The organism is Streptomyces sp. Alt3 (genome assembly GCF_030719215.1).
Taxonomy (GTDB): domain Bacteria; phylum Actinomycetota; class Actinomycetes; order Streptomycetales; family Streptomycetaceae; genus Streptomyces; species Streptomyces glycanivorans.
Genome location: NZ_CP120983.1, coordinates 5,131,393 through 5,156,373 on the forward strand (window position 1 = coordinate 5,131,393; position 24,981 = coordinate 5,156,373).

21 protein-coding genes are annotated in these 24,981 nt (G+C 66.3%); 6 read left to right on the top strand and 15 right to left on the bottom strand.

Translation table 11 applies throughout. From position 1 onward, the window contains the following. Nucleotides 1–12: 12 nt before the first annotated feature. On the bottom strand, nt 13–621 hold the full coding sequence (locus P8A20_RS22665; RefSeq protein WP_147961351.1) for a TetR/AcrR family transcriptional regulator: 609 nt from the start codon (nt 619–621) through the stop codon (nt 13–15). A 180-nt stretch (nt 622–801) separates the two neighbouring features. Here P8A20_RS22665 and P8A20_RS22670 point away from each other — a divergent pair, with 180 nt between their 5' ends. After that, nucleotides 802–1,923, top strand: coding sequence for an MFS transporter (locus P8A20_RS22670; RefSeq protein WP_306104134.1), 1,122 nt, complete (start codon nt 802–804; stop codon nt 1,921–1,923). Between the two features lie 25 nt (nt 1,924–1,948). On the opposite strand, the gene P8A20_RS22675 is transcribed toward P8A20_RS22670, so the two are convergent. From P8A20_RS22675 to P8A20_RS22685, 3 genes are all read right to left on the bottom strand, one after another. Next, the gene (locus P8A20_RS22675) at nt 1,949–2,812 is read right to left on the bottom strand and encodes a M55 family metallopeptidase (RefSeq protein ID WP_306104135.1); all 864 of its coding nucleotides are present in this window, start codon (nt 2,810–2,812) and stop codon (nt 1,949–1,951) included. Between the two features lie 204 nt (nt 2,813–3,016). Further along, nucleotides 3,017–3,226: a DUF397 domain-containing protein gene (locus tag P8A20_RS22680; RefSeq protein ID WP_306104136.1), complete on the bottom strand. Its 210-nt coding sequence runs from the start codon at nt 3,224–3,226 to the stop codon at nt 3,017–3,019. Then, entirely contained in the window at nt 3,207–4,073 is an 867-nt protein-coding gene (locus P8A20_RS22685) for a helix-turn-helix domain-containing protein (RefSeq protein WP_306104137.1), read from the bottom strand. The genes P8A20_RS22680 and P8A20_RS22685 overlap by 20 nt, the downstream gene beginning before the upstream one ends. A gap of 216 nt (nt 4,074–4,289) precedes the next feature. Between P8A20_RS22685 and P8A20_RS38740 the strand changes: the two genes are divergently transcribed. Beyond that, on the top strand, nt 4,290–4,922 hold the full coding sequence (locus P8A20_RS38740; RefSeq protein ID WP_371934411.1) for an ATP-binding protein: 633 nt from the start codon (nt 4,290–4,292) through the stop codon (nt 4,920–4,922). A 27-nt stretch (nt 4,923–4,949) separates the two neighbouring features. On the opposite strand, the gene P8A20_RS22690 is transcribed toward P8A20_RS38740, so the two are convergent. Continuing rightward, complete coding sequence (locus P8A20_RS22690) at nt 4,950–5,696, bottom strand: HNH endonuclease (protein ID WP_306104138.1); 747 nt, start codon at nt 5,694–5,696, stop codon at nt 4,950–4,952. Nucleotides 5,697–5,857: 161 nt separating this feature from the next. On the opposite strand from P8A20_RS22690, the gene P8A20_RS22695 reads away from it, so the two are divergent. Then, on the top strand, nt 5,858–7,063 hold the full coding sequence (locus P8A20_RS22695) for a DNA cytosine methyltransferase (protein ID WP_306104139.1): 1,206 nt from the start codon (nt 5,858–5,860) through the stop codon (nt 7,061–7,063). On the opposite strand, the gene P8A20_RS22700 is transcribed toward P8A20_RS22695, so the two are convergent. From P8A20_RS22700 to P8A20_RS22715, 4 genes are all read right to left on the bottom strand, one after another. Next, nucleotides 6,998–7,453 (bottom strand): very short patch repair endonuclease, encoded by a 456-nt coding sequence (locus tag P8A20_RS22700; protein WP_306105186.1) that lies wholly within the window; start codon nt 7,451–7,453, stop codon nt 6,998–7,000. The two genes, P8A20_RS22695 and P8A20_RS22700, sit on opposite strands and share 66 nt — an antisense overlap. Beyond that, complete coding sequence (locus tag P8A20_RS22705) at nt 7,453–9,288, bottom strand: DEAD/DEAH box helicase (protein ID WP_306104140.1); 1,836 nt, start codon at nt 9,286–9,288, stop codon at nt 7,453–7,455. The genes P8A20_RS22700 and P8A20_RS22705 overlap by 1 nt, the downstream gene beginning before the upstream one ends. Further along, nucleotides 9,285–10,697 (bottom strand): transcriptional regulator, encoded by a 1,413-nt coding sequence (locus P8A20_RS22710; protein WP_306104141.1) that lies wholly within the window; start codon nt 10,695–10,697, stop codon nt 9,285–9,287. The genes P8A20_RS22705 and P8A20_RS22710 overlap by 4 nt, the downstream gene beginning before the upstream one ends. A gap of 64 nt (nt 10,698–10,761) precedes the next feature. Next, a complete protein-coding gene (locus tag P8A20_RS22715; protein ID WP_511104034.1) occupies nt 10,762–11,406 on the bottom strand; it encodes a KpnI family restriction enzyme N-terminal domain-containing protein in 645 nt (214 codons plus the stop codon). Between the two features lie 357 nt (nt 11,407–11,763). Between P8A20_RS22715 and P8A20_RS22720 the strand changes: the two genes are divergently transcribed. Next, nucleotides 11,764–12,525 (top strand): hypothetical protein, encoded by a 762-nt coding sequence (locus P8A20_RS22720; RefSeq protein WP_306104143.1) that lies wholly within the window; start codon nt 11,764–11,766, stop codon nt 12,523–12,525. 428 nt (nt 12,526–12,953) lie between these two features. On the opposite strand, the gene P8A20_RS22725 is transcribed toward P8A20_RS22720, so the two are convergent. The 4 genes from P8A20_RS22725 to P8A20_RS22740 form a co-directional block, all read right to left on the bottom strand. Next, the gene (locus P8A20_RS22725; protein WP_306104144.1) at nt 12,954–13,928 is read right to left on the bottom strand and encodes a NaeI family type II restriction endonuclease; all 975 of its coding nucleotides are present in this window, start codon (nt 13,926–13,928) and stop codon (nt 12,954–12,956) included. A gap of 68 nt (nt 13,929–13,996) precedes the next feature. Next, nucleotides 13,997–16,921: a Z1 domain-containing protein gene (locus P8A20_RS22730; protein ID WP_306104145.1), complete on the bottom strand. Its 2,925-nt coding sequence runs from the start codon at nt 16,919–16,921 to the stop codon at nt 13,997–13,999. A 49-nt stretch (nt 16,922–16,970) separates the two neighbouring features. Then, nucleotides 16,971–18,500 carry an ATP-binding protein gene (locus P8A20_RS22735; RefSeq protein WP_306104146.1) on the bottom strand — a complete coding sequence of 510 codons (1,530 nt, stop codon included), beginning with the start codon at nt 18,498–18,500 and terminating at the stop codon, nt 16,971–16,973. 141 nt (nt 18,501–18,641) lie between these two features. After that, nucleotides 18,642–19,562 carry a TetR/AcrR family transcriptional regulator C-terminal domain-containing protein gene (locus P8A20_RS22740; RefSeq protein ID WP_306104147.1) on the bottom strand — a complete coding sequence of 307 codons (921 nt, stop codon included), beginning with the start codon at nt 19,560–19,562 and terminating at the stop codon, nt 18,642–18,644. Nucleotides 19,563–19,676: 114 nt separating this feature from the next. Between P8A20_RS22740 and P8A20_RS22745 the strand changes: the two genes are divergently transcribed. Further along, entirely contained in the window at nt 19,677–21,245 is a 1,569-nt protein-coding gene (locus tag P8A20_RS22745; protein ID WP_306104148.1) for an MFS transporter, read from the top strand. 184 nt (nt 21,246–21,429) lie between these two features. Here the strand turns inward: P8A20_RS22745 and P8A20_RS22750 are convergent, their stop codons facing one another. Continuing rightward, nucleotides 21,430–21,987: an SMI1/KNR4 family protein gene (locus P8A20_RS22750; RefSeq protein WP_306104149.1), complete on the bottom strand. Its 558-nt coding sequence runs from the start codon at nt 21,985–21,987 to the stop codon at nt 21,430–21,432. A gap of 199 nt (nt 21,988–22,186) precedes the next feature. On the opposite strand from P8A20_RS22750, the gene P8A20_RS22755 reads away from it, so the two are divergent. Continuing rightward, nucleotides 22,187–24,517, top strand: a complete 2,331-nt coding sequence (locus P8A20_RS22755) for an ATP-binding SpoIIE family protein phosphatase (protein ID WP_306104150.1) — start codon at nt 22,187–22,189, stop codon at nt 24,515–24,517. 38 nt (nt 24,518–24,555) lie between these two features. Here P8A20_RS22755 and P8A20_RS22760 read toward each other — a convergent pair whose 3' ends face one another. After that, nucleotides 24,556–24,771, bottom strand: a complete 216-nt coding sequence (locus tag P8A20_RS22760) for a DUF4287 domain-containing protein (RefSeq protein WP_147961364.1) — start codon at nt 24,769–24,771, stop codon at nt 24,556–24,558. Nucleotides 24,772–24,981 lie beyond the last annotated feature (210 nt).

A 24,981-nucleotide genomic window follows, 5' to 3' on the forward strand; every position in this document is an offset into this window, starting at 1 on the left:
GCACACACGGCATCAGCGTTCCGGTGCGCCCCAGTTCACGAGGAGGGCGTCCGCCGCAGCGTGCAGGTGCGCGGCCGGGACGCCGTCGCACACCTGGGTGGAGATGCCGAGCAGGAAGCCGTGGACCATCGATGTGACGGCATCCGCATCCGTGTCCTCGGCGAGCTCCCCCGCGGCGATACCGCGCACGGCACATGCCCTGATGCGCGCCCGGTCGACTGCGCGACGCGCCGCCACGACCTCCCGCACCCCGGCATCCTCCGCTCCCGGCAGGCGGACCGTTCCCGTGAGGGCGACGAGGCACCCGCGCGGGTGGGACGGGTCGGTCTGCATGCTGACCGACCCGTGGAGGAGCCCCGCGACGGCCTCGCGAGGGCTGATCTCCTCGTCGGCGACCACATCGGTGACCCGGCCCGGCCCGGCGACGTAGTGCTCCACCGCCTTCTCGAACAGCCCTTCCTTCGAGCCGAAGGCGCCGTACAGGCTCGCTGAGGAAAGTCCCGTCGCCTCGCGCAGCTGGGCCAGCGAGGTCGATTCGTAGCCCCGTTCCCAGAACAGCAGCATCGCCGACTCCAGGACGGCCTCCATGTCGAAGGTGCGGGGACGGCCGGCGGGTGACACGGCGAACCTCCTCGATTGCGGACTGACTGATCCAGTTTGACACCGGCAGCCGCCCTCGTCAATATCGGATCGGTCGATCCATATCTGATTGAGGGAGTCCGTCCGATGGCCACAACGTGCCCCACGCCGCCGATTCACGAGCGAGCACGTGATGCGTTCCCCGTTCCGGCGCTGGTGGTGATGGCGTGTACCGGATTCATCGTGATCATGACCGAGACGCTGCCGGCAGGACTGCTCCCGCAGCTCTCCGCCGGCCTGGACGTCTCCGAAGGCAGCGCCGGGCAGTTCGTGAGCGCCTATGCGATCGGGACCGTCCTCGCGGCGATCCCGGCGATCACCCTGACGCGCGGGATGCGGCGGAAACCGCTCCTCCTCGCCGGCCTGCTCGGGTTCCTCGTCGCCAACACCGTCACCGCGCTGGCCCCGTCGTTCTCCGTCGCCCTTGTCGCCCGGTTCGTCGGGGGAGCCTTCTCCGGCCTGTTGTGGGGCATGCTCGCCGGCTATGCCCGACGTATCGCCGCACCTGAACACGCAGGGCGCGCCCTTGCCATCGCCATGACCGGAACCCCGGTCGCGCTCGCCGTCGGAACCCCCCTCGGGGCCTGGCTGGGGTCCACGGTCGGATGGCGCTGGTCCTTCGCCGCGATGTCGCTGCTCAGCATCGTCGTCATGGTCTTCGCGAAGTACCTCGTGCCCGACGCCCCGGGGCAGGCCGCGCGGACACGCGCCCCGCTCGGCCGGGTGCTGGGCATTCCCGGCGTCGCGACCATCCTCGCCGTCGTCTTCGTCTGGATGCTCGCGCACAACCTGCTCTACACCTACATCGCTTCCTACCTGCAGCAGATGCGCCTCGCACTCCGGCCCGACCTCACCCTGCTCGTCTTCGGCCTCGCGGCACTCGGCGGGATCTGGTTCACCGGTGTGTTCATCGACCGCGCACTGCGCCGACTCACCCTGGCGAGCGTGGCCCTGTTCGTCGTCGCCGGCGCGTTCCTCGCCGTGGCGCAGCAGTCCACCGTGGGCGCGCTGACGGCGGTCGTCCTGTGGGGCATCGCGTTCGGCGGCGCCGCGACACAGTTGCAGACGGCCATGGGGGAGGCCGCGGGCGACAACGCCGATGCGGCCAACGCGATGCTGACGACCTCCTTCAACCTGGCGATCTTCGCGGCCGGAGCCGTGGGAGCCGTCCTCGTGGACGGAGTGGGCGCACGGGTCCTGCCGGCCGGGATGATCGCGCTCGCGGTCGTCGCGATCATCATGGTCGGCGTCGGCCGCCGCGCGGCGTTCCCCACGGGGCGGTGAGCGGTCGGCGCCCGCGCGGGAGCCCCTAGCCCGGCTTGATCGAGGCGAGCTGTACGAGCAGGAGGACCAGCCGGTGCACCTCGGCGAAGTCGGCGGCGGTGAAGGCGACCGTACGGCCGCCCGCGGCACGCGAGACACCCGGCACGAGCAGGGCCAGGTCGACGGAGAACGGGCTGAGAAGGTCCACTTCGACAGCGACAGGGCCGTCAAGAACCAGCGGCGGGACGTGAGCGCGTCGCCCGACGGCCTCGGCCGCGGCGGCACGGAGCCGCTTCCGGGCCTCCTCCGGGTGCAGGGTGACGGCGGCAGACCCCGCGATGGCCTCCTTGACGGCTACGCCGACCGCTGAGGGGACCAGCTCCTCGAACTCGGCGCAGGCGACGTCGTCACCGCTGAGCATCACGACGGGGACGCCGAAGTGCCCGGCCAGGGCACCGTTGAGGCCGATCTCCCCGAGGGAACGCCCGGCCACCCGGACATCCAGGATGTCGCCGCTCATGGTGTGGGCGATCACGCCGGGCCCGGCACCGGCACGCGCGTGATAGCCCACGAGCAGCACGGCGTCGGTGTGTTCGTCGAGCCCGGCGACCATGCCCAGGGACCGCGGCTTCCCCCGGACCAGGCGCGCCCGCCGGTCCATCTGCTCCGGCAGCAGATTGCGGAACGGCCCGTGCGCGTCGGCGACCAGGACGTCGGCCGCGGGCTCGGCATCCAGGACACCGGCGACGACGGCGTTGGCCTCGGCGGTCATCAACGCCCGGCCGCGCTCGTAGTCGTAGCGGTCGGGGTTGGTCTCGGAGGTGTGGACGATCCCGGAGACGCCCTCCATGTCGACGGAGATGAGTACCTTCGGGGACTTCGTTTCGTTCGTTTCCTTCGGTGCCTTCATGGAACGGGGAGCCTACGGGCAGAGCGGGGGCGTGTCGCCTTGCCGGAGTGAAGCCGCAGGGGCGGGACACCGGAGCGCGCTGTCCCGCCGCTAGATGCCACCCCCGGCGGCTATTCGACACGGCGTGCAGGTCGGTCCTCACCACCGCGGGAACTGGATGGGACCGAGTTCCGCGACCCGGAGGACACAAGGTTGCAGGCCGCCTCAGCTGAGCTGACCACCTCCCAGCGAGTCGACGAAGACGGTCCAGGCTGCGGACCGCACATGAAGTAGTCCCTCATGTGGGCGCGTGCTGTCACGTACTGAAGTACCAGAATCGACGAAGGCTGTCTCTACACACTCTGTCTCGTTGCCGCCGCTGTACGACGACTTGAACCAGGCGGCGTCTGGTCCCTCAATGCTCGTTCTCGTCATCCTTCAGGTCCTCCCTGGCACGGCTGATGAGCTCCCGTGAAGCTTCGATGTCCAACGCTTGTGCGCGCAGGTATTCGAACGCAAGCCGGTAGCGTGCCAGTTCCGCGTCCTTCTCCATGAAGACGGATCCGACATGGAGGTCGACGTACACCACGTCAAGGGAGGGCTCCGGCCCACCGAGAATGACGAAGCTGCCAAGCGCTGCACTGTGAGCACCACGAGAAAACGGCAGGATCTGCAGAGTCACGTTTCCTGAGACGCTGCTGGCGAGCAGGTGGCTGAGCTGCTCCCGCATGATGGCAGGGGAGCCCATCACTCGACGCACCACGGACTCGTCAAGGATTGCCCAGAGGTGCGGAGCGTCGGGACGGCTGAGGATCTCCTGCCGGCGCATGCGGATGTCCACGAGACGGTCGATCTCCTCAGCGGAGCGGCGCATCTCGTTGGCTTGCTGAAGAGCAGTTGTGTAACTCCGTGTCTGAAGCAGGCCGGGGACGTACACACAGGAGAAGTGATCTTCACGCACTGCCTCGTCTTCGAGGGTGAGCATGAGGTTCATGGTCTCGGGGATGTGGTCGACGAACGAGCTCCACCAACCCTGCTGCCGGGCGTCTTTGGCCAAGGCCACAATCACCTGACGCTCAGCAGCACTCGCTCCGTACTCGCGGCAGAGAGCGTCGATTACGAGCCACTTGACCGGGCCCTCAGTGGTCTCGTAGCGGCTCACCGTGGCTTTGGATACGCCGACGAGCTGCCCCGCCTCCTCAAGAGTCATCCCCGTGCGGGCGCGCAGCTTGCGCATCGTCGCGCCGAGATGGCGTCGACGGGTGGTGGCCCTCGCTGGCATACAGCTTCCCTTCAGCGGATGCCGGGGGCGGCTGCCGCGGCCCTACGAGGCTAGATCGGCGCTGACTTACCGAACTACCGGATTCACTCATTCGAGAGCGACGAGAAGTTACACAGCGGAATCTCTCAATGCCATACTCGCCTCCAAGCGCTACGCAGCGCAGCCGTCTGGATACTGTGAGCCCGGCACTGCCGTGCTCAGGAGGGAGTTCCTGGCATGACGAGTCACAACCACTCGCAGGCTCCGCACCTGTATGTCCTTCCGTTCAAGGCTTCCCCCGATGCCTTATGCGTCTTGCGGAGAGCCGTTCGGACGGAGCTGGCCCTGTGGGGCTTGGCTGGCCTCGCGGATGAGACCGAACTTGTGGTTACAGAACTCGCGACGAACGTCATCAGGCACGTAGGGCTCGGAAGCGCTGCCGCCCTCGTCCTTGCGTGTCGCGCTGATGTGATCCGGATCGAGGTACATGACTCAAGTCATCAGGTCCCGTCCCTTGCACAGCCTGGGTACGCCTCGGAATGCGGCCGTGGTCTTCACCTGCTGTCAGCAGTTGCCCGTGGCTGGGGTACCCGCATTACCGCATCAGGGAAGGCGGTCTGGTGCGATATGTCTCGTCCTGAGAGCGCCGAGTGTGTACGGGTCCGGCGTGCCAGCCTGGTTCTCAATGAATATCGGGAGCTGGTCCCAGCAGAGGCTGTGCCGCTGCTCAGCTATCCGCGGGCGCAAGAGGAGCGAGCGGCCGCATTGATTGTGGATCTTCTGCACTGGCTGAACTCCCAGGACTGTGACCCGGGCGACGTCCTTGACTGCGCGCAGCTGCGATATGAGGCCGATTTGGCTGCCGCGTGAATGTGGCCCGGCAGACCGGGCGCCTGGTCAGGGGCCCGGCGGGGGCTGGTCCATCTCAGCTCTCAGGGCGCCAGGCGTGCGCCAGGATGCACCGGGGCTGCTCCTGTGACACATGCGATGACAGTTGGCGCACAGGAGTGCCAGATCGTCCAGTCCGGTCTCGCGCGGCCCGGAGATGTGGAGAGGCAGGCGGTGGTGAACCTCGATGTAGCCCTTGCCGAGGGGCCCGTAGAAGCGACCGAAATCGAAGGTGCAGACCTCGCAGCGCAAGGGCTGTCCCAACTTCTCGGCCCTGGCGATCTTGCGAGCCCGTATTCCGCGGTCACGCTCTCGATGCAGGGCCCAGCGAGTGAGGAGGCGCCCCTCGACAGCCGAGCTCCCGTCGTCATCGACCTCGTCGGGGTCAGCCGGAATCTCGTACAACGCGCCGGTGCCGATACCCTGGCGCAGAGCGGCGGCAGCCCCAAGCATCTCGGAGGGCCGGGCGATGAAGGCGGCGATCACCTCTTTGTCCAGCCGCCCGCCCTTGGTGGAGACGCCGACGTACTCAGGGTGGTTCGAGGCGAGATCTGACGTCTTGCGACTGACGCTGCCGACGGATCTGAACTTCGGGATTGTTTGCGCAGCGCCATGGTGCAAGGGCAGCGATCTGAGCAGGCCGGAGAGATCGAGGACTCGTGGATCACCTTCCCGCAGCTCATTCCAGTTGTTCTCGACCACGAGGGCGCAGGCCAGCAGTAGCTCGTCACGGGTCCATGCAGGGCTTTTCGGCACGGGCCATATCGTATGAGTGTTCGCTGTCACGTGTGGGGCGGTCGGAGGGTATTGGTGTGTGACGCACACTTGGAAGCGGTCGCGTTGTCAGTGGGGTCTGTCACCCTCTGTGACGACTGGCGGCAATGGGCGCCAGTCGGGAAAGCTTGTGAGGAGGGTGCATGACCAGCACTGAGAGGGAGTTCACCTCAGTTGAGATCTGCGCTGGGGCGGGTGGGCAGGCCCTGGGCTTGCACAACGCGCTCTTCAGGCATCTCGCGCTCATCGAGATTGATGTGAACGCAGTTGCGACTCTCAAGTCGAACGTTGAGGGCAATGCAGAGTGGGAAGGTTGCAAGGTCAAGCAGGCTGACCTGACGAAACTCAAGCCGCAGGACCTGAGGCTGGAGCTAGGGCTGGAAGTGGGGGAGCTTGATCTGCTGGCCGGTGGTGTGCCGTGCCCGCCGTTCTCTCTTGCAGGCAAGCAGCTTGGACGGGACGACGAGCGGGATCTCTTCCCGGACATGATGAGACTCGTGGACGAGCTGAGGCCCAAAGCCGTCATGATCGAAAATGTCCGCGGCCTGCTGGAGCCATGGGAGAAGTTCCTGGAGTACCGGGAGGAGCTTCTGGGAGAGCTTGCGGACATGGGCTACGGGCAGTGCTACTGGAAAGTGCTGGAAGCCAAGAACTACGGAGTTCCCCAGCTTCGCCCTCGGGCCATTCTGGTCGCGCTGAAGGAGCCTCTGATCCCGTTCTTCGCCGCTAGAGAGCCGGAGAAGCGCGCACTTCTTACAGTGGGGGAGGCTCTGGAACACTCCATGCGCAAGCGTTTCGCAGAGGTAGATGACCCCAGGGCCGATGAAGCGTTCAAGGCCTGGTTGAGGGACGCCTCGAAGGGGGTAGCGCCGACGCTTGTTGGTGGTTCGAAGAAGCATGGTGGCGCTGACCTCGGCCCGACTCGTGCCAAAAGGGCGTGGGCGTCACTGGGAGTCTGCGGCCTCGGCGTAGCGAATGACTCCGCGGAAATGAAACGGCAGGAAAGCCAGGAGCGTGATCTTTTTGCTGAGGCGGGGCCGAAGCTGACGGTAGAGCAAGCAGCGATCATCCAGGGCTTTCCCCCAAGCTGGAAGTTTGAAGGAAAGAAGACTGCGGCCTACCGGCAAGTGGGGAATGCATTCCCTCCGCCAGTGGCCGAGGCGGTTGGACAGCAGATCATCGCCGCCCTGAAGGCCGCGAAGGACGCCGGCGTCACGGCCGAGATGCTGGAGACCCAGTCCCGGGTCAGGGAGAGCGAGCTGCTGTTCACGATGGCGGATCTCTCAGTGCCGAGCGTGTCGGAGGCGGCTGACGGCAGCCGCGATCGCGAGGGCGCAGTCGTCGGGTGACTCATGCTCCCAGAAGCGGAGCACAGTCCACCCTGCGTCAGCGAGACGCTGATCGGTGTCTCTGTCGCGGGTCACGTTCCGAATTACTTTGCTGGACCAGTAGCCGGTGTTCGTTTTAGGCGGGACGTAATGCTCCGGACAACCGTGCCAGTAGCAGCCGTCGACAAATACTGCGAGCTTCGTTGGGCGGAAGACAATGTCTGCCGTCCGACGAAGCCCAGGCAGCGGTTTGGCCGCCACCCGATACCGCAGTCCTCGCGCGTGCAAAAGTCTTCTGATCAGTAGCTCCGGTTTGGTATCCCGGCTCCTGATCGCCTGCATGTTCCGGCGGCGGGCGGCCGATGACGCCCATGAGCCGTCTGGCGGCTGCCAGTCGCTCTCTTCGTCCATCATATTTTGGGGTCATCCAGGTGCTCTAGGAGGGCTCGGAGGTCTTTGATATCCATCCCCCACGGTGCCACTTCTTCGTCTGGATCTGCCAGCTCCTGCACTGATGGGTCATCCAGGATCTTTCCCATGAAATCCAGTTTCTTCCCGAGGCGGTTGTGGATTTCCTCGTCGATTGTTCCTCTTGCGATCAGGACCGTGATACGGGTTTCCGTGCCGGTCTTCAGCCCAAGGCGATGGATGCGGTCCAAGCTCTGCAGGAACCTGCCGGCCGAAAAGTCACGGTCTAGGTACACGGCATCGTGGCATACGTGGTGAAGGCTAATACCTTCCCCAAGCGTTGCAGGGTTCGAAAGCATCACCATGCAATCAGGATCCTGCCGGAACCTTCTGATCTGCTCATCCCGATCGATGCTTCCGCCATGCACGACCGCCGGATGGAATTTTTCCAGTGCGATCCCCAGCGTGGTCAGGTTGCGGACGAATGTTGACCAGACCAGCGTCTTGCGCCCCAGCCGCGCGTTCTCTGCAACAGTTCGAAGCACAGCCTCGTACTTAGGTGACATCTCATAGTGTGGCAGGTCCCGCATGAGGTCCCGTAGAGATCCGTCACGTGGCGGTTCATACGGAGGGAAAATGAAGGGGAGGGGATCGTAACGGTCAGCACCCTTGTCCAGCAGCTTTGGGCTGGTGCTGGCCATGATCAGGTAGACAAGAACCTTACCCAGTCTCGAGAACTCATCCTGTTCCGCATTCGTTGCACCGTGCGGCCTTTTACGCAGAGCTGAGTACAACTCCCGGTGGGCGGGTGGAAGATCGACGTAGTGAACTCGCACATCTGCAGGAGGAAGGTCAAGTTCGTTCTTCGTCGTCCTCGTAAACAGAGGGCGAAGGATCTTACTCGCGTGGGCCAGGTCGCCACCTGCCACCGCCTTGTCCACAGCTCGTCGGCCGTGTCCCGGCCACACAAAAGAGAGCAAGCTCTCCAGATCCTTGACGCCATTTGGGGCGGGCGTTCCCGTGAGGATCAGACGGTGACGCGCCAATGGACCGAGTGCCATGCAAGCTGTGCCGTACGTTCCTCGGACTCCCAGCTTCATCCTGTGGGCCTCGTCCAGGACCATCAAGGCCGGCGCAGCGCTCAGCCAGTCCGCCAGATCCTTCTGGTAGCGGCTCAGCCGTTCGTAGTTGACCAACAGCAATTCAACGTCGGTACTGGGGCGCCGCTCGAAGACGCGGACTGTCAGCGGTGCTGTGAAGCAGTGTTCGCTCTCGTCCTGCCATGCTTCGTACGCGGACTTGGGGCTGACGACGAGCAAGCGTCTGACCTTGCCAGCATGACGAAGCGCCGCATAGACAGCCATTGCTGCCCTGGTCTTGCCCGCGCCGGGCACGCTGAAGTTCGCGCCATGCGTGAGTGACAGCAGCTTGGCGATATCGCGAGTTTGGAACTCAGCCAGCGGTGCCCTCCATGCGGTCCCCAGCCGGCCTGGTACATCGACGGGGGTAACCGTCTCGGAAAATTCCAGTCCTTGGCGCCCTGCTGCCAGTCGAGAGTCGACTGCCTGCGAGTCCTTTACCGACCCTTCCGCAAGGGCCTTCAGGTCGGGAGAAAAGGACACCCCAGCAGGATCATGCCACTGGCTAAGAAATGCTAGATGGGAGAGGAAGTCCTCAAGGTCAACCTCAGCAGCCAGCGCCCCCCGTTGGCTGCCACTGCCGAACCGGGCGGCCAACCGCACCAGTTGCTCGTGGCTTTCGGATTGTGCCCTCAAGATGACCTTGGTGCGGGTCTCGTGGAAACTGAGTCGCAGCGAGGGTTCGCCGGAAACTGTCATGTCCGTTCCTCACTGGCCTTGATGAGCCACGTCATGCCGTCGCCGGGCTCACGGATCCCGCGGTTGGCCTGCCGCGCCAGTTTCAGAACGCTCTCCTTGAGACGGAGCAGTGCGCTGTCGAAGCTCTCCTCATCCAGGCTGCTGGTCGCGAACGCGCGCGCCAAGTCGCTAACGCTTTGGTTGATGGCGGCACTGGCGTCGTCCAAACGTTCCGCGGTGGTCTGCTGTACCTTCTTCAGCCGGTCATCACGATCGGCCGCGTCTAGCGCCCTTCGCATCGTCTTTTTCATCGAGATCAGGGTGCGCTGGGCTGTTTCCTTGGTTTCTGCGGAAGTGTGACGTCCGGAACTAAGAGACTGAGCCTGAAGGATTTCATCTGTGAATGCCCGAGCCTGGCTGACAGGTAGGGAAGGCGGGGCCACAGAAACGCTGAGTCCTGGGATTGAAATCCCTGCATCTGCTTGTGGGTAATCTTTGTTAAAGCTATGAGGAATTGCGTCCTTGAGGTAATTTTTTTGAAACCTGCCATCGATTAGTCGTGTCTTGGTTTTGGCGAAGTCGAGGATAATCGCCGCGACCCTATTCTCTTTCACCTGTTCGGCGATTTCCTGGCTGGAGGCCTCCTCCTTGAGGTAATTTCGATGCAATTCCTTAAGGTTCTCTTGGTGTCCCTCGAAATCCGTCAGGCTTAGCTGTGAACCGTCCTTTGTTCGGCTTCGATCAATCATCTCTTGGATTACTCCAAGAATCCAACGCTCCTGCTTGAAAGTTTTCAGCAAGATGTGGAATTCTTTGGCGATATCTTCTGCTGCCCGTCCCAGTAGCTCCTGCTCTTCCATTGCCAGCAAGCGGTTGATGTATGAGTAGTCTCGCCGTGCATCTGGGCGAAGCTGCAATGCAAGCTCGACTGCATTGATGTCCTCCCAGGTGAATGAAGGGGGGAGTACCCCGACGCGAATTGAGGTTTTCTTCAGTTTCCTCAATGCGGCGGCCCGGGTGTTTCCGTTTACCAGAATTCCCTCGTGCGTGATCAACCCGGGCTCTTGTTGATCAACCTCGCCGAGACTATTCATCAGAGCAATGAAATCCGGGTCAGGATCCTCGGGGCTAGTCGGCCTGCCGACCAATAGGCGGTTGAGGTATTCTTGGCTTTCTTCCAGCCAGGGGTCCGACTCCAAAGTTTTTGCAAGCACAGGATCGTGATCGCGTTGCGCCCTGATTCGGTGAGTCGCAGGATTGTAGTAGACGTCTCGCAAAGGCATGTTGATCACGCCTACATGGAGCGGTCGCCCGTTCCATTCCACGGTTACTGACTCGCGTGGCCCGTCTCCCTCAATGGCCTCTTTGAGTCGACGAGCGATGAAATCGGCGTTTCTCGCAGCCTTCGGAGGAGGACTGAACTTCAGCATCTGCATTCCTCATGTTCTCTCTGGTGCTCCGCCCTCGGCGGAGCACCGTTCACGCTTTTTAGCGCTAGGCCCGCCTCATGGTGTCCCGGACTGTTTTGCGTGACTCTGCGGGCAGCGTCCGGTACTGACCCCAGAGGCGTTCCATCATGCTGAAGTCCCGGCGGTCCAACGTCATCCACTGGGAGAAGTGATCGCGCTCGATCTGGCTCATCTGCCCCAAGCGGCCTAGGAGCCCCGCTAGGTCAGCTTGGCCGCCTCGGCCGCCGATCCTGCAACGCCGGCACTCGGTGATCATTTCAGTTGCCACCTTGGCCCCCGGCCTGATGACCTCCCGTCGTGCGACGTCGAGCTGAGCGGTTTCCACACCGCCTTCGTACACTTCGCCGGCGGCGATGCCGCAGACGCGGCACAGATACTCGTCAGCCTCGAAAATCTCACGACGCTGCGTCGCCGTGACGCTGGAGGCCGGCGTTTTGGCCTTCGACTGGCCCGGCTTCCAGACCTCAGCTCCCATCGCGACGAAGCGGTGCTCGCTTGACGTCAGGGACGGGTCGTCCCTGTTTGTGGCGATCTTCCATCCGCGATCCCGGAGGTCCCGCATTCGGCGGTCGATCTGTGATGTCTCGGGAAAGGCGTCACGAAGTTCGGTTTTCGTGAACACCTCACCCACGCCCACCTCTGCGACTAGCCAAAGTGCGCACCGGGCCATTGTTCCGCGGCCCGGATCCTGCCATGAGGGAATATCCGGTGAAATCACTATTTCTACCCTTCGCGCCTGGTAGCGGTCTCCAAGGGGGCGCGAACTGGCGGCCGTTGCGGCCGTGGCAGGCGGCACCCCACGTCCTCTATTGGACGTGCACGCCTGCTGTCCGGGCAAGTCCCTTCAGGTCTTTGCGGGCGAACGCAAACAAGTCGCCGACGCCTCGATCCTAAGTGCAAACACTTGTTGCTCAAGTTCGGCGACATGCAAACAAGTTGACGAGCGGAAGCCGACGATGGGGGTTGCGCTCCTGCCGATCCAGGAAAGACTGGCTCTTGCTCAACGCGACTCATACGAGGGGGACTTATGGCTGCCGCTGGCTGTGTCAGCGAGGACTACTGGAAGGGTTGCGACCTCGACCGCATAGCGTTCGCCGACAGCTTCCGTCAGTTGCTCAGGAGTAGTCCCTACTCGATGCAGGGGGCTCGTGCCAGGTTCCTGGGGATACCGGTGAGTAGTCTTTCCTGTTACTGGAGCGGCCGCCGGGTGCCGGGCCAGCAAAGGCTGCAAGAGATGCACCGCGCGCTCGCCGTGGTGGCGAAACCGCAGAGCGTCGCTGTCACACTGTCCGAGCTTGAGCGGCTCCGCCGCTCTGCTGCGCGGCGGAGCCGGGATGAACGTGCGGCATTGAGTGTGTCCACCACTGCTTCGGCACCTCGTAGCAACGGCAAGACGCCTGTTTCGGCAGGGTCGTGCATGACTCGTCCGGCACTTTCGGCACAGGACCGGCGCAACGCTCCGGGCAGTGTGGCCTCTCAAACGATTGACGCACTTATCGCTGCGGGCGCGGCTGGCGAGCGCAGGACGCTGCTTGGCATCGCGTGGTCCGCCAGTAAGGCCATGGCGCCGAGCGAGATCAGCGCAACCGTGGCTGAGCTACACGACATGGGCCGGGAGGACCTTGCGGAGACGGTCATTCTGGGGGGACGTGAGCGCGTTCAGGACGAATCGATGCGTCTTGCTCTTGCGCTGATAGAGCGAGAACTCACCGCATATGCCGAGCTGGTCATGCGAGCGGCGCTCCCGTCGGTCGGTGACGCAGGTCAGGGCCATAGCGGCTATCAGTAACCGGCACGTTCACGATCAGATCCCTGCCAGCCTCGTGCCAGGGAGGCATGACGCCCCGCTGGCTACCCCTGTGTACGTTCACCTTCAGTGAAGCGGAGATAACCCCCATGGACAGTTCTGATGACACGCGAACCAGTTGGTCCGAAATCACAACCCGCGTTGAGAGGAAGCGTCCTGTCGCCCCTCTGGTGTACGAGGACGGTGCATCCTGGTCCACGATTGAATCGGTGACCGTCACCGTAGTGCGCAGCGGGAGTTCCGACAGTATGCCTCCGGAGCCTGCGTCCTGATGTGTTCGGAACTTCGCGCCAGTCGGAGCTTGCACCAGGTGGCGGGCCGTGTGAGGGCTGACCTGCGTAGCCGCGGGAGGGCGCCGGAAGCCGGTGTCCTCTCGCGGCCGGATGTGCCCGCTGAGGGCGCTGGCAGTGTCAGTAGCCCCCTCGGCCGACTTGCGCCTCCGGGAGCCGTGGCGCCGTGCCGACAGCCTCGCCGGGCTCAGCTACAACCCAGAGATCTCCGTCGATTTCTGCTCGCGGGCGATCGCCGTGTTCAGGGAGAGCTCGAGTGACACGATGGGCAACGAACTCACCTTCTCCTGGGACGGGGCCTCCGAGTGCGCGGGCTACTGCTTGGTGAGAGTGGTAGTCACCGAGGATGATGATGCCCTCTGGGCGCAGCGCTGGGCGAGCGCGTCCCTTGTCTCCTTCGCGGACACGTGCCATGTAGTCCAGCTGCTGAGCAGCAGTGCGCACGACACCGCGTCCGATCCGCTTGCCGAGCACGGAGCGGAAGAGCTCACGGACGCGAGCTTGCCCCTTCTGCTTCCCCGGGATCAGGATGCGTGTTCGCGTGGCATCGTCGAGATGGAGAAGGACGTTTTCTGGGAGCGTCGCATCCTTCCAGAGCCAGGTAATCCTGCTGCGGTGCTCCGCCTTGACCGTAAACTTCATGTCTCTGTTCGTGCCCACGTTGAGCCATTCGCGCTCTATGCGTAGCAGTCCAGCACTCCAGCGACTCACGTAGTCGTCAGCCCAGACGAGCAAGCACAAGTGCCCTTCTGCTTCCGGTGGAATCATCCAGGCGCCGAATTTCTGGGAGTACTTGCAGTCGACGTCGATTCCTTCGATGCGATAGTCCATGTCGATGCCGTCATCGAACTCGAACTCGCGCTGCAGGTTGATCTCAACGAGTGTGCCGGCGTGGGTCTTCTCAGTTTTGAACAGCGTTTTCCAGTCGTACCTGCCCGTGGCCTCACCATTTAGCAGCTGGTCGATAGTGTCCCGCAGTACCCGGGAGAAGCGTGAGCCATCCGGGTCGAGCGTCATGAGGTGTTGGTGGACCAGCATCAGTTCAGGGTCGTCGCAGACGCCCTGTGCCGGCCCCGGAAGGTCAAAAAGAGTCACTTGACGCTCTTTCGTGGATTGCGCGGAGGGGGTATCTGAGCTGACTGCCTGGTCACCGGCAGTTCCCGTCAGGAGGATTTCGTCGTTACGAAGACGTCCCGGGCGTGGCTGGAGTCCTTGGCCTGGAAGCGAAGGAGCTGCCGCGTGGAGTCGATGGCAGATTTCGGCGGAATCAGGGTGAAGGCCATTGTGACCTTTGACGGGTCAGCTACACCATGGGGTGCTGCTGCGGAGGTGTCCGCGTCGTTCTGGCTCTCTACCACTGGGTACAGCAGCATCACTCCTGTGGTCGGGCTGACCGAGATATCCACGCTGCCTGGCCCATTGATGAGCCGCTGAGCTGAAGTTCGGTGCTCCACACCTGAGATGCGCCCGAAGACCGCTTTTCCTGCCTGACGACTTCGACGTGCAAGCGAAAGTGGGACCGAACCCAGGATGCTTGCTTCGGTCCGGTTCGATCGGGACAGCTGGGGAACGATGACCAGCCATTCATCCACAGTGGCCAGCCTTCCGTCGAGCTGCGCGAGGTAGGTGAGATGGGGCCGGAAGAGTTCGGGCCGATCCCACTCAAGCGCACTCAAGAGGGAGACAAGCTCAGCGTGGGAGATGGTCGCTGTGAGAGCGGAAAAGTTGCGTGAGAGTGAGCTCGTATTGTCCGAGGGGTTCGTGAGCGTCACAGGCGCTGAGCCGAGAGCGTTAAGCAGAGGCCGCCAGCGTTCGGTGTTACGCCTGGTTGCCGCTGCGTCCGCGGGGTAGGCGGCAGGTTCAATTGGCTGCCCCGGCGACCGGATCTCCACCAGCTCCGCGTTGAACATCTTGTTCCGGGCCGCCGGCTTGAGCCAGGACAGGTGCTGCGATACCAGCGGCGGGATCTGGGCCGGGGTGATCTGCGGCTTTCCGTCCACCAGGGTCGCGTAGCGGGTGAGCTGGGCGCGGAAGGTCTCCTCGTCGCGGCAGATCGCCTCGAAGGCCTCGTAGAGGTCGACGGTCTTCTTCTTGCCCATCGGTTCTTCGCGGCCGATGTAGAGGCGGACCAGGTCGCGGTAGCCGGGGCGGAAGCCGAACCAGCGGCCCATCTGCATCAGGGTGTCGGCCTGCTGGGCGAGGCGGCGGTAGTACGTGACCGTGAGGCCCTCGATCGTGAAGCCACGGGAGAGCTTCGTGCCTCCCACCAGGATCTTCCACACGTGCGGGGTCCGGTCGAAGTCGAGCTCGGCCTGTTCGTAGTCGCGTTCGGTGGCCCCGTTGACGATGATCACGGGTTCGCCGCCCGAGTTGATCAACTGGCGGGCCCGGGAGACGTACGGCCTCAGGTCGTCGTACGACATGGGGGTCGGCAGGCCGTCGTCCGCGAAGCGCTGGAAATCGGATGCCAGGAGGGCGGAGAGGCGTGCGTGGCCCTCCTGGCCCGTGTATGCCGACCGGTGCCACATCGAGTTGATCCGCAGCGCGAGGGCCGCGTGTTCCCGCTGTTGCACGGACTCGTGGACCAGCATGGTGTGGTGGCGGAACGGCCCTGCGGGCACGTCACGGTCCGCGCGGTACAGCTTCAGCGCTCCCGTGAGGACGAAGGCGTCCAGTGCTTCCTGGAGGCGGTCTCCGGTGTCGTCGTAGATCCCGCGTACGTGCGTCTCCTCGGCCGTGCCGTCGGACTCCAGATCGTGGAAGTCCTGAACCCCCATGTAGCCGGTCGGCCTGGGGAGCGAGATCAGGAAGTCTCTGGGGAAGATGTCCTCCTCGTCGCCCGGATCGACGAAGACGTTGGCGAAGGGCGTCGCCGTGTAGCCGACGTACTGGGCGCGCGGAAGCAGGCCGAGGAGCTGTGTGATCTGGCCGTTGATGGCCTTGCGGGCGACCTTGCCGTCCTCCCACTTCTTGGGATCCGTCGTGTTCACCGACGCCTGGTCGGATTCGTCATCGATGATCAGTGTCGGGACCTCGGAGAGGATCGGACCGATCTTCTTCAGGTCCTTGATGAGCTTGGCCAGCACCGAGGAGTTCTTCTTCACCACCATCACGCGTGCGGCGGCGTGATGCAGGTTGTCCGGTGAGTACAGGGGCTGGGTGCGGTCCTGCTTGTCGAATTCGAGGGCCCGGATGCCTGTTTCCAGGCTCTTGTAGTCGTTGTCCCGCGTCGTGAGGCGCTCGATGTCGAACGAGCCCAGCGTCGACGGACGGCCGCCATGGCTGACGAACTTCGCCGGCCAATCCTCGTCGTCCTGGTAGTCGACGCCGATGAGTGCGTCCGTGTCCGCCGGGTCGGTCCCGCGCAGGATGTTCTCCCGGCCGATCAGTTCCATGTCCAGGCGACGCTGGGTCTGGCCCCGCAGGAGGTTCAGGGTGCCGCCGAGGATGATGACCAGGCGGTACCCCGCGTCGATGGCCTTCGCCGTCACACCCGTGAAGTTGGCCGTCTTGCCCGACTGCACGTATCCGACGACCAGGCCCCGGGACCCGTACGCCTCGGTACGGGTCGGATCGGAGAGGCGCTCGACCACGGCGTGGCTGGCTTCGTCCAGGCTCGACACGGCCGCGTCCGACCAGCCCTTGCCGCGCAGTGTCTGCTCGTAGGAGTTCCAGTAGAAGGCGCGTGCTGCCGCGGCGTCCCTGGAGTACCAGGACGTGAACTCCTTGCTGATGACCGTGGCCCCGGGCTCCTTGAACACCGGTACGGCCTCGTCCAGCGCCTTGCGCAGGTCCGCACCGAAGCCGAGACGGTCGAGGATGTCGGTGCGCCGGGCGTCCGTACGGGCCGGGGCATCGGACCAGTCCGTCTGCTCCGCCAGGTCCCAGGCGGTCAGAGTGCGGTGCCACAGTGCGACGAGTTCGTCACCCGGTCCGGCCGCGACGAGCCGGTCCCGGAAATGACCGAGGTCGATGTCGGCCGGTTCGTCCGACTCCGAGTGCGCTAGGGCCAGCCTCGCGAATGCCTTCGGGCCCCGGCGCAAGGACGCCAGGACGTCGCCGTGCAGGTTGAACAGATGGTCGGTCATGGCGGGACGGCTTTCTCGGAGGTGTGACAGGAGCGGATCGAGGCGGAGCTCAGCGGGTCATCTCGCAGCGCGCTGCTGTCACCAGGACGCTGTTCCACAGAGCGATCTTGTCGGCTCGCGAGGCGCGGACCCGGGACTTCTGGAAGATCTCCTCCACCATCAGATAAAGCATGCTCTTGACGACCGGAGCGTCGTTGAGTCCGCCCCTGCGGTCACCGTTGAACGCCGTCCGGTACAGCTTGTTGAGCCTGATCTCGCGTACGTCGCGGTCGAGTTCGAAGAACAGATCCGGTGCCAGGGACGCCCAGCGGAAGGTGATCGGTTCCTCCCCCTCCAGTTCCGGCAGTTCGTCCCGCAGCGTTCGCCGCAGCTTCGGGTCCAGCCCCTTGCCGGCGGGGATGACGGCGTCGCGCGTCACTTCGGTGACCCGCTTGGCAGCCTCCCGGTACGTCGTCTGGGCCTCCTGGACGTACTCGCCGAACGTGTGGCCCGTCGCGTCCGTCGCCTGTTCCAGCCCTCGGGCGAAGGCCGGGGTGACCGTCACGCCGTCCTTCTTGACCGTGAGGCTGAAGACGTCGTTCGCCTCAGCCGGGAGATCGATCGCGATACGGGCCAGCGCGAGGTGACCCTCCGGGCTGCGGGTGCTGTTCCAGCCGCCCGCCTGGACGAGACGGTCGTTGCGGTAGATGTAGAAGCCCTGCCGCTCCGCTAGCGGTCCGATGCCGCGGAAGCTGACCAACGGGGACTTCGGCTGCCAGATGTGCGCGGTCAGTGCCACGTCGCCGACCCCCTCGACGGGAGCGGTGTACGTACGCGGGTAGCCCGCCCGGCCGGGCAGGCGGTAGCCGAAGGGGTCGATCGGTTCCACACCGCGGTGGTCGAGCTCCTCCGTGGTCGTGACGTCCTCGACCACGATGTCGACGTTGAACGCGTCATCAGCCAGGAAGCGGTGCAGGTGGAGCCCGAGATGGGTCTCCAGCTTCTCGATGGCGTCGTCGAGATAGCGGTCGGCCTGCCCCGCGGTGATCGTGTCGAAGGCCCGGACCTTGTCCCAGCGGACGATCGTGCCGTGCCATTCGATCAGGCCGTCGTACCGGTCGACGAGATCCTGGCAGTAGCCGGGGTCCACGATGTCGCAGGTGAAGTCGGCCTGGGCACGTGCCGTCAGCCACCGGCGGCCGGTGGACGGGCTGCGCTTGGTGCGGCTGATCACGGTCAGGGAGTCGGCGTGCGAGAGCGAGGCCGCCTTGAGGCCCGCGCCGAAATGCCCCAGCGCCTTGGCCCCGTACTCCTGCCGCCCACCCACCGTCATCGCGGTGTCGAGCGCCTCGTCGTTCATGCCCTGTCCGTCGTCGACGACCAGGAGACTGACCAGCCGGTCCTCGTCCCGGAGGAAGCTGATGACGACGTTGCGCGCGCCCGCGTCGATGGAGTTGTCGACGAGGTCCGCGATCGCAGCCTCGAAACCGTATCCCTGGTGCGCCAGCGACTCGACGTAACGCGCGGCGGGCGGCAGCCGCTTGCTGCCGGTCGTCGGGATCTCGTACTGCCAGTCCGAGGACGGCTGGTAGGGCGGCATGGGCTTCCTCGCACAGACGGAACGGGACCTGTGTGGGGGTGAGCGGCCCGTAGCTGATTGTTGAATGTGATCGTATTGCAAAGGTGAGACATAGGGGAATCCCCGGTGAATTCGGCCAACGGCTGATATTGGACGCGCGGTTCACGGCCTCACGCCGGGCCTGGCCCCCTCCACCAGCCCCTCCACCCCGTCCAGCACCCGCGCCAGGCCGAATTCGAAGAGGGTGCCCAGTTCCAGCTCGAAGTCGTCGGTGCCGAAGAACGTGGACAGGACCGGGTAGGCCGCGGTCGTCTGGACGGCGGCCATGCGGGGTTCCATCGACGTCATCCACTCCTCCGCCGTCATGCCGCTGTCCTGGCGTGCCTGGGACTCCAGCTCGACGGCCATCGCGATTCCCTGGGCGTAGCCGAGGATCGTGAGGTGGATGTGCAGCATCTGTTCCGGGGTGAGGCCGAGGCCGGCCAGGCCTGCCAGGACCCGTTCCGTGTACTGCATCGCGTTCGGGGAGGCCATCGGGCGGGTGAGGCCGGCCACGGAGCGGGCCAGCCAGGGGTGGCGGGCGTACTGCTTCCACAGCCAGCGGGCCTCCCGTTCCAGGTGGGGGCGCCAGCCCGTCGGGCGGGGGCCTGTCGGGCCGCTGCCGAACACCGCTTCCGCCATCAGGCGGACCAGTTCGCCCTTGCTCGGGACGTGGCGGTAGAGCGCCATGGTGGACGTGCCGAACTCCGTCGCGATGCGCCGCATCGAGAGGGCTGCGAGGCCCTCCGCGTCCACGAGCTCTATCGCCGTGCGGATGACGAGTTCCCGGCTCAGCTGGCGGGCAGGCGTGGTGGCGCGTTCTCGGCCGCTCTCCGCGACCACCGTGCCGACGCCGGGCACCGCCCGCACCAGTCCCTCCTGGTTCAGCGCCCCGAGGGCCTTCGTCGCGGTGGCCATCGCCACGCCCCACTCCTGCGTGATCCGGCGGGTGGAGGGGACCGGATCGCCCGGGCCCAGCTCGCCCGACTCGATGCGGCGGCGGATCTCCCCGGCGATGCGGAGGTAGGGCGGTTCGGTCGTCATGGCGGCACCGTACTAGTGCACCTGGTGCTGTCGTAACCCTTTCATCTGCGGGTTCTCGCCGGTGCACTAGGTTGCTGTTTGCGGTGTACGTGACAGCCCGCTTCCGTACGGAGCATGGAGAACACATCCGGTCCCCTCGCGGGCCGTAAGGAATGGACCGCCCTCGGCGTCCTGATGCTGCCGCTGCTCCTCGTCTCGATGGACGTGTCCATCCTCTACTTCGCCATCCCGTTCATCAGCCAGGACCTGGAGCCCAGCGCCACACAGCAGTTGTGGATCCTGGACATGTACGGCTTCGTGCTCGCCGGCCTGCTCATCGTCATGGGCTCCCTCGGCGACCGCATCGGGCGGCGCACGCTCGTCCTGGCGGGAGCGGCGGTGTTCGGAGCGGCCTCGGTGGCCGCCGCGTACGCGCAGTCCGCCGAGATGCTCATCGCCGCACGTGCGTTGCTCGGGATCGGCGGTGCCGCCCTGATGCCCTCCACCCTCGCGCTGATCCGCAACCTCTTCCACGACGCGAAGCAGCGTGCGAAGGCGGTGACCATCTGGACCGGTGTCATGACCGCCGGCATCTCGCTCGGCCCCGTCGTCAGCGGGCTGCTGCTCGAACACTTCTGGTGGGGCTCGGTGTTCCTCATCAACCTCCCCGCCATGGTGCTGCTGCTCGTGCTCGTCCCCATCCTGGTGCCGGAGACCGCGACCGCCGCTCACGGCCGCTTCGACGTCCTCAGCGCCGCGCTCTCGCTGGGTGCCCTCCTCACGGTCATCTACGGCATCAAGGAATGGGCCCGGCACGGTTACGAACCGCTGCCCGCGGTCTGCGTCCTCGTGGGGCTCGTGCTCGGAACAGTCTTCGTACGCCGCCAGAAGCACCTCGCCCACCCGTTGATCGACCTCGGCCTCATCGGACGGCGGTCCTTCGGCGGCCCCGTGCTCGCCGACGTGCTCGCCATGTTCGCCACGGTGGGCATGGCCGTCTTCTTCACCCAGTACATGCAGTCCGTGCTCGGACTGAGCCCCCTGACCGCCGCCCTGTGGAGCCTGGTGCCGGCGGCGGGAGTGGCCGTCATGGCGCCGACCGGCGCCGCGCTCGCCCAGCGGATCGACCGTGCGTACGTCATGGGGGGCGGCTTCCTCATGGCCGCCTGCGGCTTCCTCTGGATGACGCGGTTGCACACCGACTCGCCCCTGTGGGTCGGCCTGGTCGGCGCCGCCGTCTACGCGGGCGGACTCGTGGCCGCCATGACCCTGGCCAACGAACTCGCGCTGGGCGCCGCCCCGCCGGAACGGGCCGGCTCGGCGGCGGCCGTGCTGGAGTCGGGGCAGGAGCTGGGCGGGGCCCTGGGCATGGCGATCCTGGGTTCCGTCGGTGCGGCCGTCTACAGCCGGGACATGGCGGACGCACTGCCCGCGGGAACGCAGTACGCCGACGCGGTGGGCGAGACCCTTGGCGGCGCGGCAGCCGTCGCGGCCGAACTGCCGCCCGCGACGGCGGACGCCGTGCTGACGGCCGCACGCGAGGCCTTCACCCACGGGCTGGGCATCGCGGCGGTCGGCGCGGCCCTGGTCATGGTGTGCGCAGCCGCCCTGTCGGTCGGCCTCCTGCGGGGTGCGGGCGCGACGACCGGGCCCTCTTCGGCACCGGACGCCGGACGGACCAGCCCGGACACGGTGCCGCGCTGACGTGTCAGGACGCCGTGCCGCGCTGACGTGTCAGGACGCCCTGCCGTGCCGGCGAGTCCTGACACGGCCTCGTGGACATCGAGACATCGAGACATCGGGACATCGGGACATCGAGACGGCGAGACGGCGAGATCGACACGGCGGACCGGGTCCGGCCCGAGTCACCACCGGGCAGGCGCCGCTGTCACCGGCACATCGCGTGGATGTCCTCCTCGAAGGTGGGGAACTCCGCCCGGGTCTCCGTGACGATCTCCTCGGCCGTCCGCCGCGGTGTGGTCGCGTGGCGTTCGGCGAGGCGGACCAGGGGCTCCTCGGGGCGGGACGCGAGTTCCTCGGCAAGCGCGGCTTCCATCGGGCCGTAGCCGTCGGCCAGGACCCACAGGAAGTCGGAGAGGCTGCCCGCCACCACGCCGACCTCGCCCTCCGAGCCGAGGAACACGATCGGCTGGTCGGTGAGGGGGCGGCCGGGGCGGGCACGCCAGACCATGGCCCGGCCGCCCGCGCCGTCCTGGCCGAAGGGGAGGTAGACGTCACCGTCGGCCTCGGGGTTCCCCGTCCAGCTCCGGAACATGCCGGCCGTCCACTCGGCCGACTCGAAGTAAGCGGTCGGCTCGAAGTCGAAGCGGTGGTACTCGTCCTCGTCCTCGTCGACGCTGAGGTAGTGGTCGTCGTAGAAGTCGACCTCGGCCACCGCGGCGAGGGCGGCGGGGAAGGTGCGGTCCGTGTCGGTCGCGCTGCTCATGGCCGCAGGCTAGGGGCCGCCACCGACACCGGGCCACCGCCCGGCGGGCCACGGCCCGGGCCCGTGCCCTCCGGTCGCGGGCGGCGCACCTGGGACCGATGCTGGTTGCGTACGTGCCGACGTGTGCGGAGGCCCGTTCCCGGGTCATTCGCGGAAGGCACCGGTCCTGGTCCCGTGAGGGGGCGAAGGAGTCGCGCTCATGGCTGATGCGCCCTTGATGGTCGTGGACGGCGCCGGAGTGGTCACCGGCTGGAGCCGGGCGGCCGAGCGGCGCTTCGGCCCCGCCACCGCCGACGCACTGGGCCTGCGCGTGATGGACGTCCTGGCAGGGGACACCCGGCGGTCCGCCGGGGACGGCGAGGCGCCGGGTGGCCTGCGGCTGGAGCCCCTCGCGGGCTCCGGGTGGGCCGTCTGGGCGGCCGGCGGCAGCCACGGAACCGGCGGCCAGGGCGACGACGCGGTCGGGGCGGCGTTGCTGGACGTGATGTTCTCGCAGGCACGCGTGCGGGTCCACGTACTCGATCCGGACCTGCGCCTCCTGCGGATCAGCGATCCCTCCACGGCCTCCGGCACGCACCGGAACGGGAGCCTGCGCGGACGGCCCTTCCGGGACGTGTGCGCCTTCGAGGAACCCGAGCGGGTGGAGGTCTTCCTGCGGGAGGTCCTGCGCACCGGCGAACCCGGGGTCGACCGGCCCTTCCGCGCGGCCCACGGCGACGTACCCGGCGGGCGGCGCACCCTCGCCCTGACGGCGTTCCGGCTCCAGGAGGGGAGCGGGGCGCGGCCCGGGGACGGCGGCAATGTGCTGGGGGTGTCCGTGTCCGTCGTCGACATCAGCGAGCAGGTCGGACGCCTGCGCCGGGACGTCGCGCTCGACGCGGTCCGCGACGGCGTGGGCGGGACGCTGGACGTCGACACCACCTGCCGCGAACTCGTGGAGGCGATCGTCCCCGACTACGCGGACGTCGGCGTCGTCGAGGTCGTCGACGCGGTGCTGCGCGGCGAGACCCCCGACCCCGGGCCGCTGAGCCTGGAGGTACCGCTGAGGCGCGCCGCGTACGACGGCATCGGACAGGCCGCGCACCCGGTCGGGGACGTACGGGCGGTGGCCCCCGGGACCCCCTACCACCGGGCCCTGTCCGATCTGAGGATCCGAGTCCTTCCGCTGGACGACGCCCCCTGGGCCGACGCCGACTCCGCGCGCGCGGGCTCCCTCCGCAGGATCGGTGCGCACACACTGCTGGTGGCCCCGCTCACGGTGCACGGGGCGGTCCTGGGGCTGGTCAGCCTCTACCGGTGCGGCGACTCCGAACCGTTCACCGAGGCGGACATCCCGGTGGTGTCGGCGATGGTCTCCCGTGTCGCCCTCGGCATCGACAACGCCCGCCGCTACGTGCACGAGTACACCATCGCCAGCGCCCTCCAGCGCAGGCTGCTGCCGCAGAGCACCGCCCCCCAGCCCGCCGTCGAGACGGACCACCTGCTGCTGCCCGGCGGGGACGCCGGCCACTGGTTCGACACCATCGCCCTGTCCGGGGCCCGCACGGGACTCGTCATCGGGGAGGTCTCCGAGCGTGGCATCCACGCGGCCACCACCATGGGGCAGTTGCGCACCGTCGTCCACGCGCTCGCCGCCCTCGACCTGGAGCCCGACGAGCTCCTCGCCCGGCTGTACGACACGGCGGCGAGGCTCGCGGAGGAACGGGCCCAGCTGCCGCAGAGCGACCCGCTCAACCAGGAACCGCTGGCCGCGACCTGCGCGTACGCGGTGTACGACCCGTTCACCGAGACGTGCACCGTGGCGTCGGCCGGCCACCCCGCCCCCTTCGTCGTCGAACCGGACGGCGCCGCCTACGTCGTCGGGCTGCCCGTGGGGCCGCCGCTGGGGACCGCCGACCGGGCCCCCGTCGCCGCCGTCTCCCTCTCGCTGAAGGAAGGCAGCCTGGTCGCGCTCCACAGCAACGCGCTGCGCGGCCACGCCCAGCCCACCTCCGGCGCGCTGCGCCAGGCACTCCTGCCCACGGACCGGCCGATGGGGGAGTTGTGCGACGCGGTCGCCCGCGCGCTGCCGGACAACCCCGAACTCCGCGGCGCCGCCCTGCTGCTGGCCCGGACGCACGCCATGCCCGCGGACCGGTACGCGGCCTGGGAGCTGCCCTACGACAGGTCGGCACCGGCGACCGCGCGCCGCCTCACGTCCAAGACGCTGGCGGACTGGCACCTGGAGGGCGACACGGGCGACGCGACCGAGCTGATCGTCAGTGAGCTGGTGACCAACGCGGTGCGCTACGGCAGTCCGCCCGTGGAACTCCGCCTCATCCTCGACCGGGGACTGACCTGCGAGATCCGGGACGGCAGCACCACCGCCCCGTACATGAAGTACGCCGGAGCGGTCGACGAGGGCGGGCGGGGGCTCTTCATCATCTCCCAGCTCGCCTCGCTGTGGGGCACCCGCTACGCCCCCGAGGGCAAGACCGTCTGGTCGGAACAGGCGATCCCCGGGGGAGAGACCCGAGCCGGGGAGAACTGAGCCGGGGAGAACTGAGGCGGGGAGAACTGAGCCGGGGCCTACCCGGCCGCCTCGTCCTCGGCGAGGGTGTGTGCGACCAGGGCGTTGGCGTGGCCGTGGCCCAGACCGTGTTCGGCCTTCAGCCAGGCGACGATCTCCATGTGCCTGGTCAGGGGCGAGGAGCGGATGAGTCCCTTCCACTCCGCGATCGGGCGGCCGTGCTTCTTCTCGATCGAGGGGAAGTAGCTCGCGGGGCCCTTCACTGCATCGGTCATGTCGTCGCGTCCCGTCGTTCGGTTCCGTCGTGGCCTGCGCCCACGTTGCGGTCGGAAGTCTGTCAGCTGGTATGACCGCGGTCGGCGGAAGAACTCATCGGCGGAGACGCAAGGGCCTTGAGGGAACCCGGAACAAAGGGGTGCCTGGTGTCAATGCCCATGAAATACTCGTGTGTTCAGAGACCAGTCCCTTGCGGGACGAGGGCGATG

Bases quoted from the DNA above. Each gene is read 5' to 3' on its own strand.
- P8A20_RS22720 (WP_306104143.1), top strand. From the start codon at position 11,764: ATGGCTGCCGCTGGCTGTGTCAGCGAGGACTACTGGAAGGGTTGCGAC.
- P8A20_RS22710 (WP_306104141.1), bottom strand. From the start codon at position 10,697: ATGCTGAAGTTCAGTCCTCCTCCGAAGGCTGCGAGAAACGCCGATTTC.
- P8A20_RS22705 (WP_306104140.1), bottom strand. From the start codon at position 9,288: ATGACAGTTTCCGGCGAACCCTCGCTGCGACTCAGTTTCCACGAGACC.
- P8A20_RS22695 (WP_306104139.1), top strand. From the start codon at position 5,858: ATGACCAGCACTGAGAGGGAGTTCACCTCAGTTGAGATCTGCGCTGGG.
- P8A20_RS22685 (WP_306104137.1), bottom strand. From the start codon at position 4,073: ATGCCAGCGAGGGCCACCACCCGTCGACGCCATCTCGGCGCGACGATG.
- P8A20_RS22730 (WP_306104145.1), bottom strand. From the start codon at position 16,921: ATGACCGACCATCTGTTCAACCTGCACGGCGACGTCCTGGCGTCCTTG.
- P8A20_RS22760 (WP_147961364.1), bottom strand. From the start codon at position 24,771: ATGACCGATGCAGTGAAGGGCCCCGCGAGCTACTTCCCCTCGATCGAG.
- P8A20_RS22680 (WP_306104136.1), bottom strand. From the start codon at position 3,226: ATGACGAGAACGAGCATTGAGGGACCAGACGCCGCCTGGTTCAAGTCG.
- P8A20_RS22755 (WP_306104150.1), top strand. From the start codon at position 22,187: ATGGCTGATGCGCCCTTGATGGTCGTGGACGGCGCCGGAGTGGTCACC.
- P8A20_RS22750 (WP_306104149.1), bottom strand. From the start codon at position 21,987: ATGAGCAGCGCGACCGACACGGACCGCACCTTCCCCGCCGCCCTCGCC.
- P8A20_RS22670 (WP_306104134.1), top strand. From the start codon at position 802: ATGGCGTGTACCGGATTCATCGTGATCATGACCGAGACGCTGCCGGCA.
- P8A20_RS22675 (WP_306104135.1), bottom strand. From the start codon at position 2,812: ATGAAGGCACCGAAGGAAACGAACGAAACGAAGTCCCCGAAGGTACTC.
- P8A20_RS22735 (WP_306104146.1), bottom strand. From the start codon at position 18,500: ATGCCGCCCTACCAGCCGTCCTCGGACTGGCAGTACGAGATCCCGACG.
- P8A20_RS22745 (WP_306104148.1), top strand. From the start codon at position 19,677: ATGGAGAACACATCCGGTCCCCTCGCGGGCCGTAAGGAATGGACCGCC.
- P8A20_RS38740 (WP_371934411.1), top strand. From the start codon at position 4,290: ATGACGAGTCACAACCACTCGCAGGCTCCGCACCTGTATGTCCTTCCG.
- P8A20_RS22715 (WP_511104034.1), bottom strand. From the start codon at position 11,406: ATGGCCCGGTGCGCACTTTGGCTAGTCGCAGAGGTGGGCGTGGGTGAG.
- P8A20_RS22740 (WP_306104147.1), bottom strand. From the start codon at position 19,562: ATGACGACCGAACCGCCCTACCTCCGCATCGCCGGGGAGATCCGCCGC.
- P8A20_RS22700 (WP_306105186.1), bottom strand. From the start codon at position 7,453: ATGGACGAAGAGAGCGACTGGCAGCCGCCAGACGGCTCATGGGCGTCA.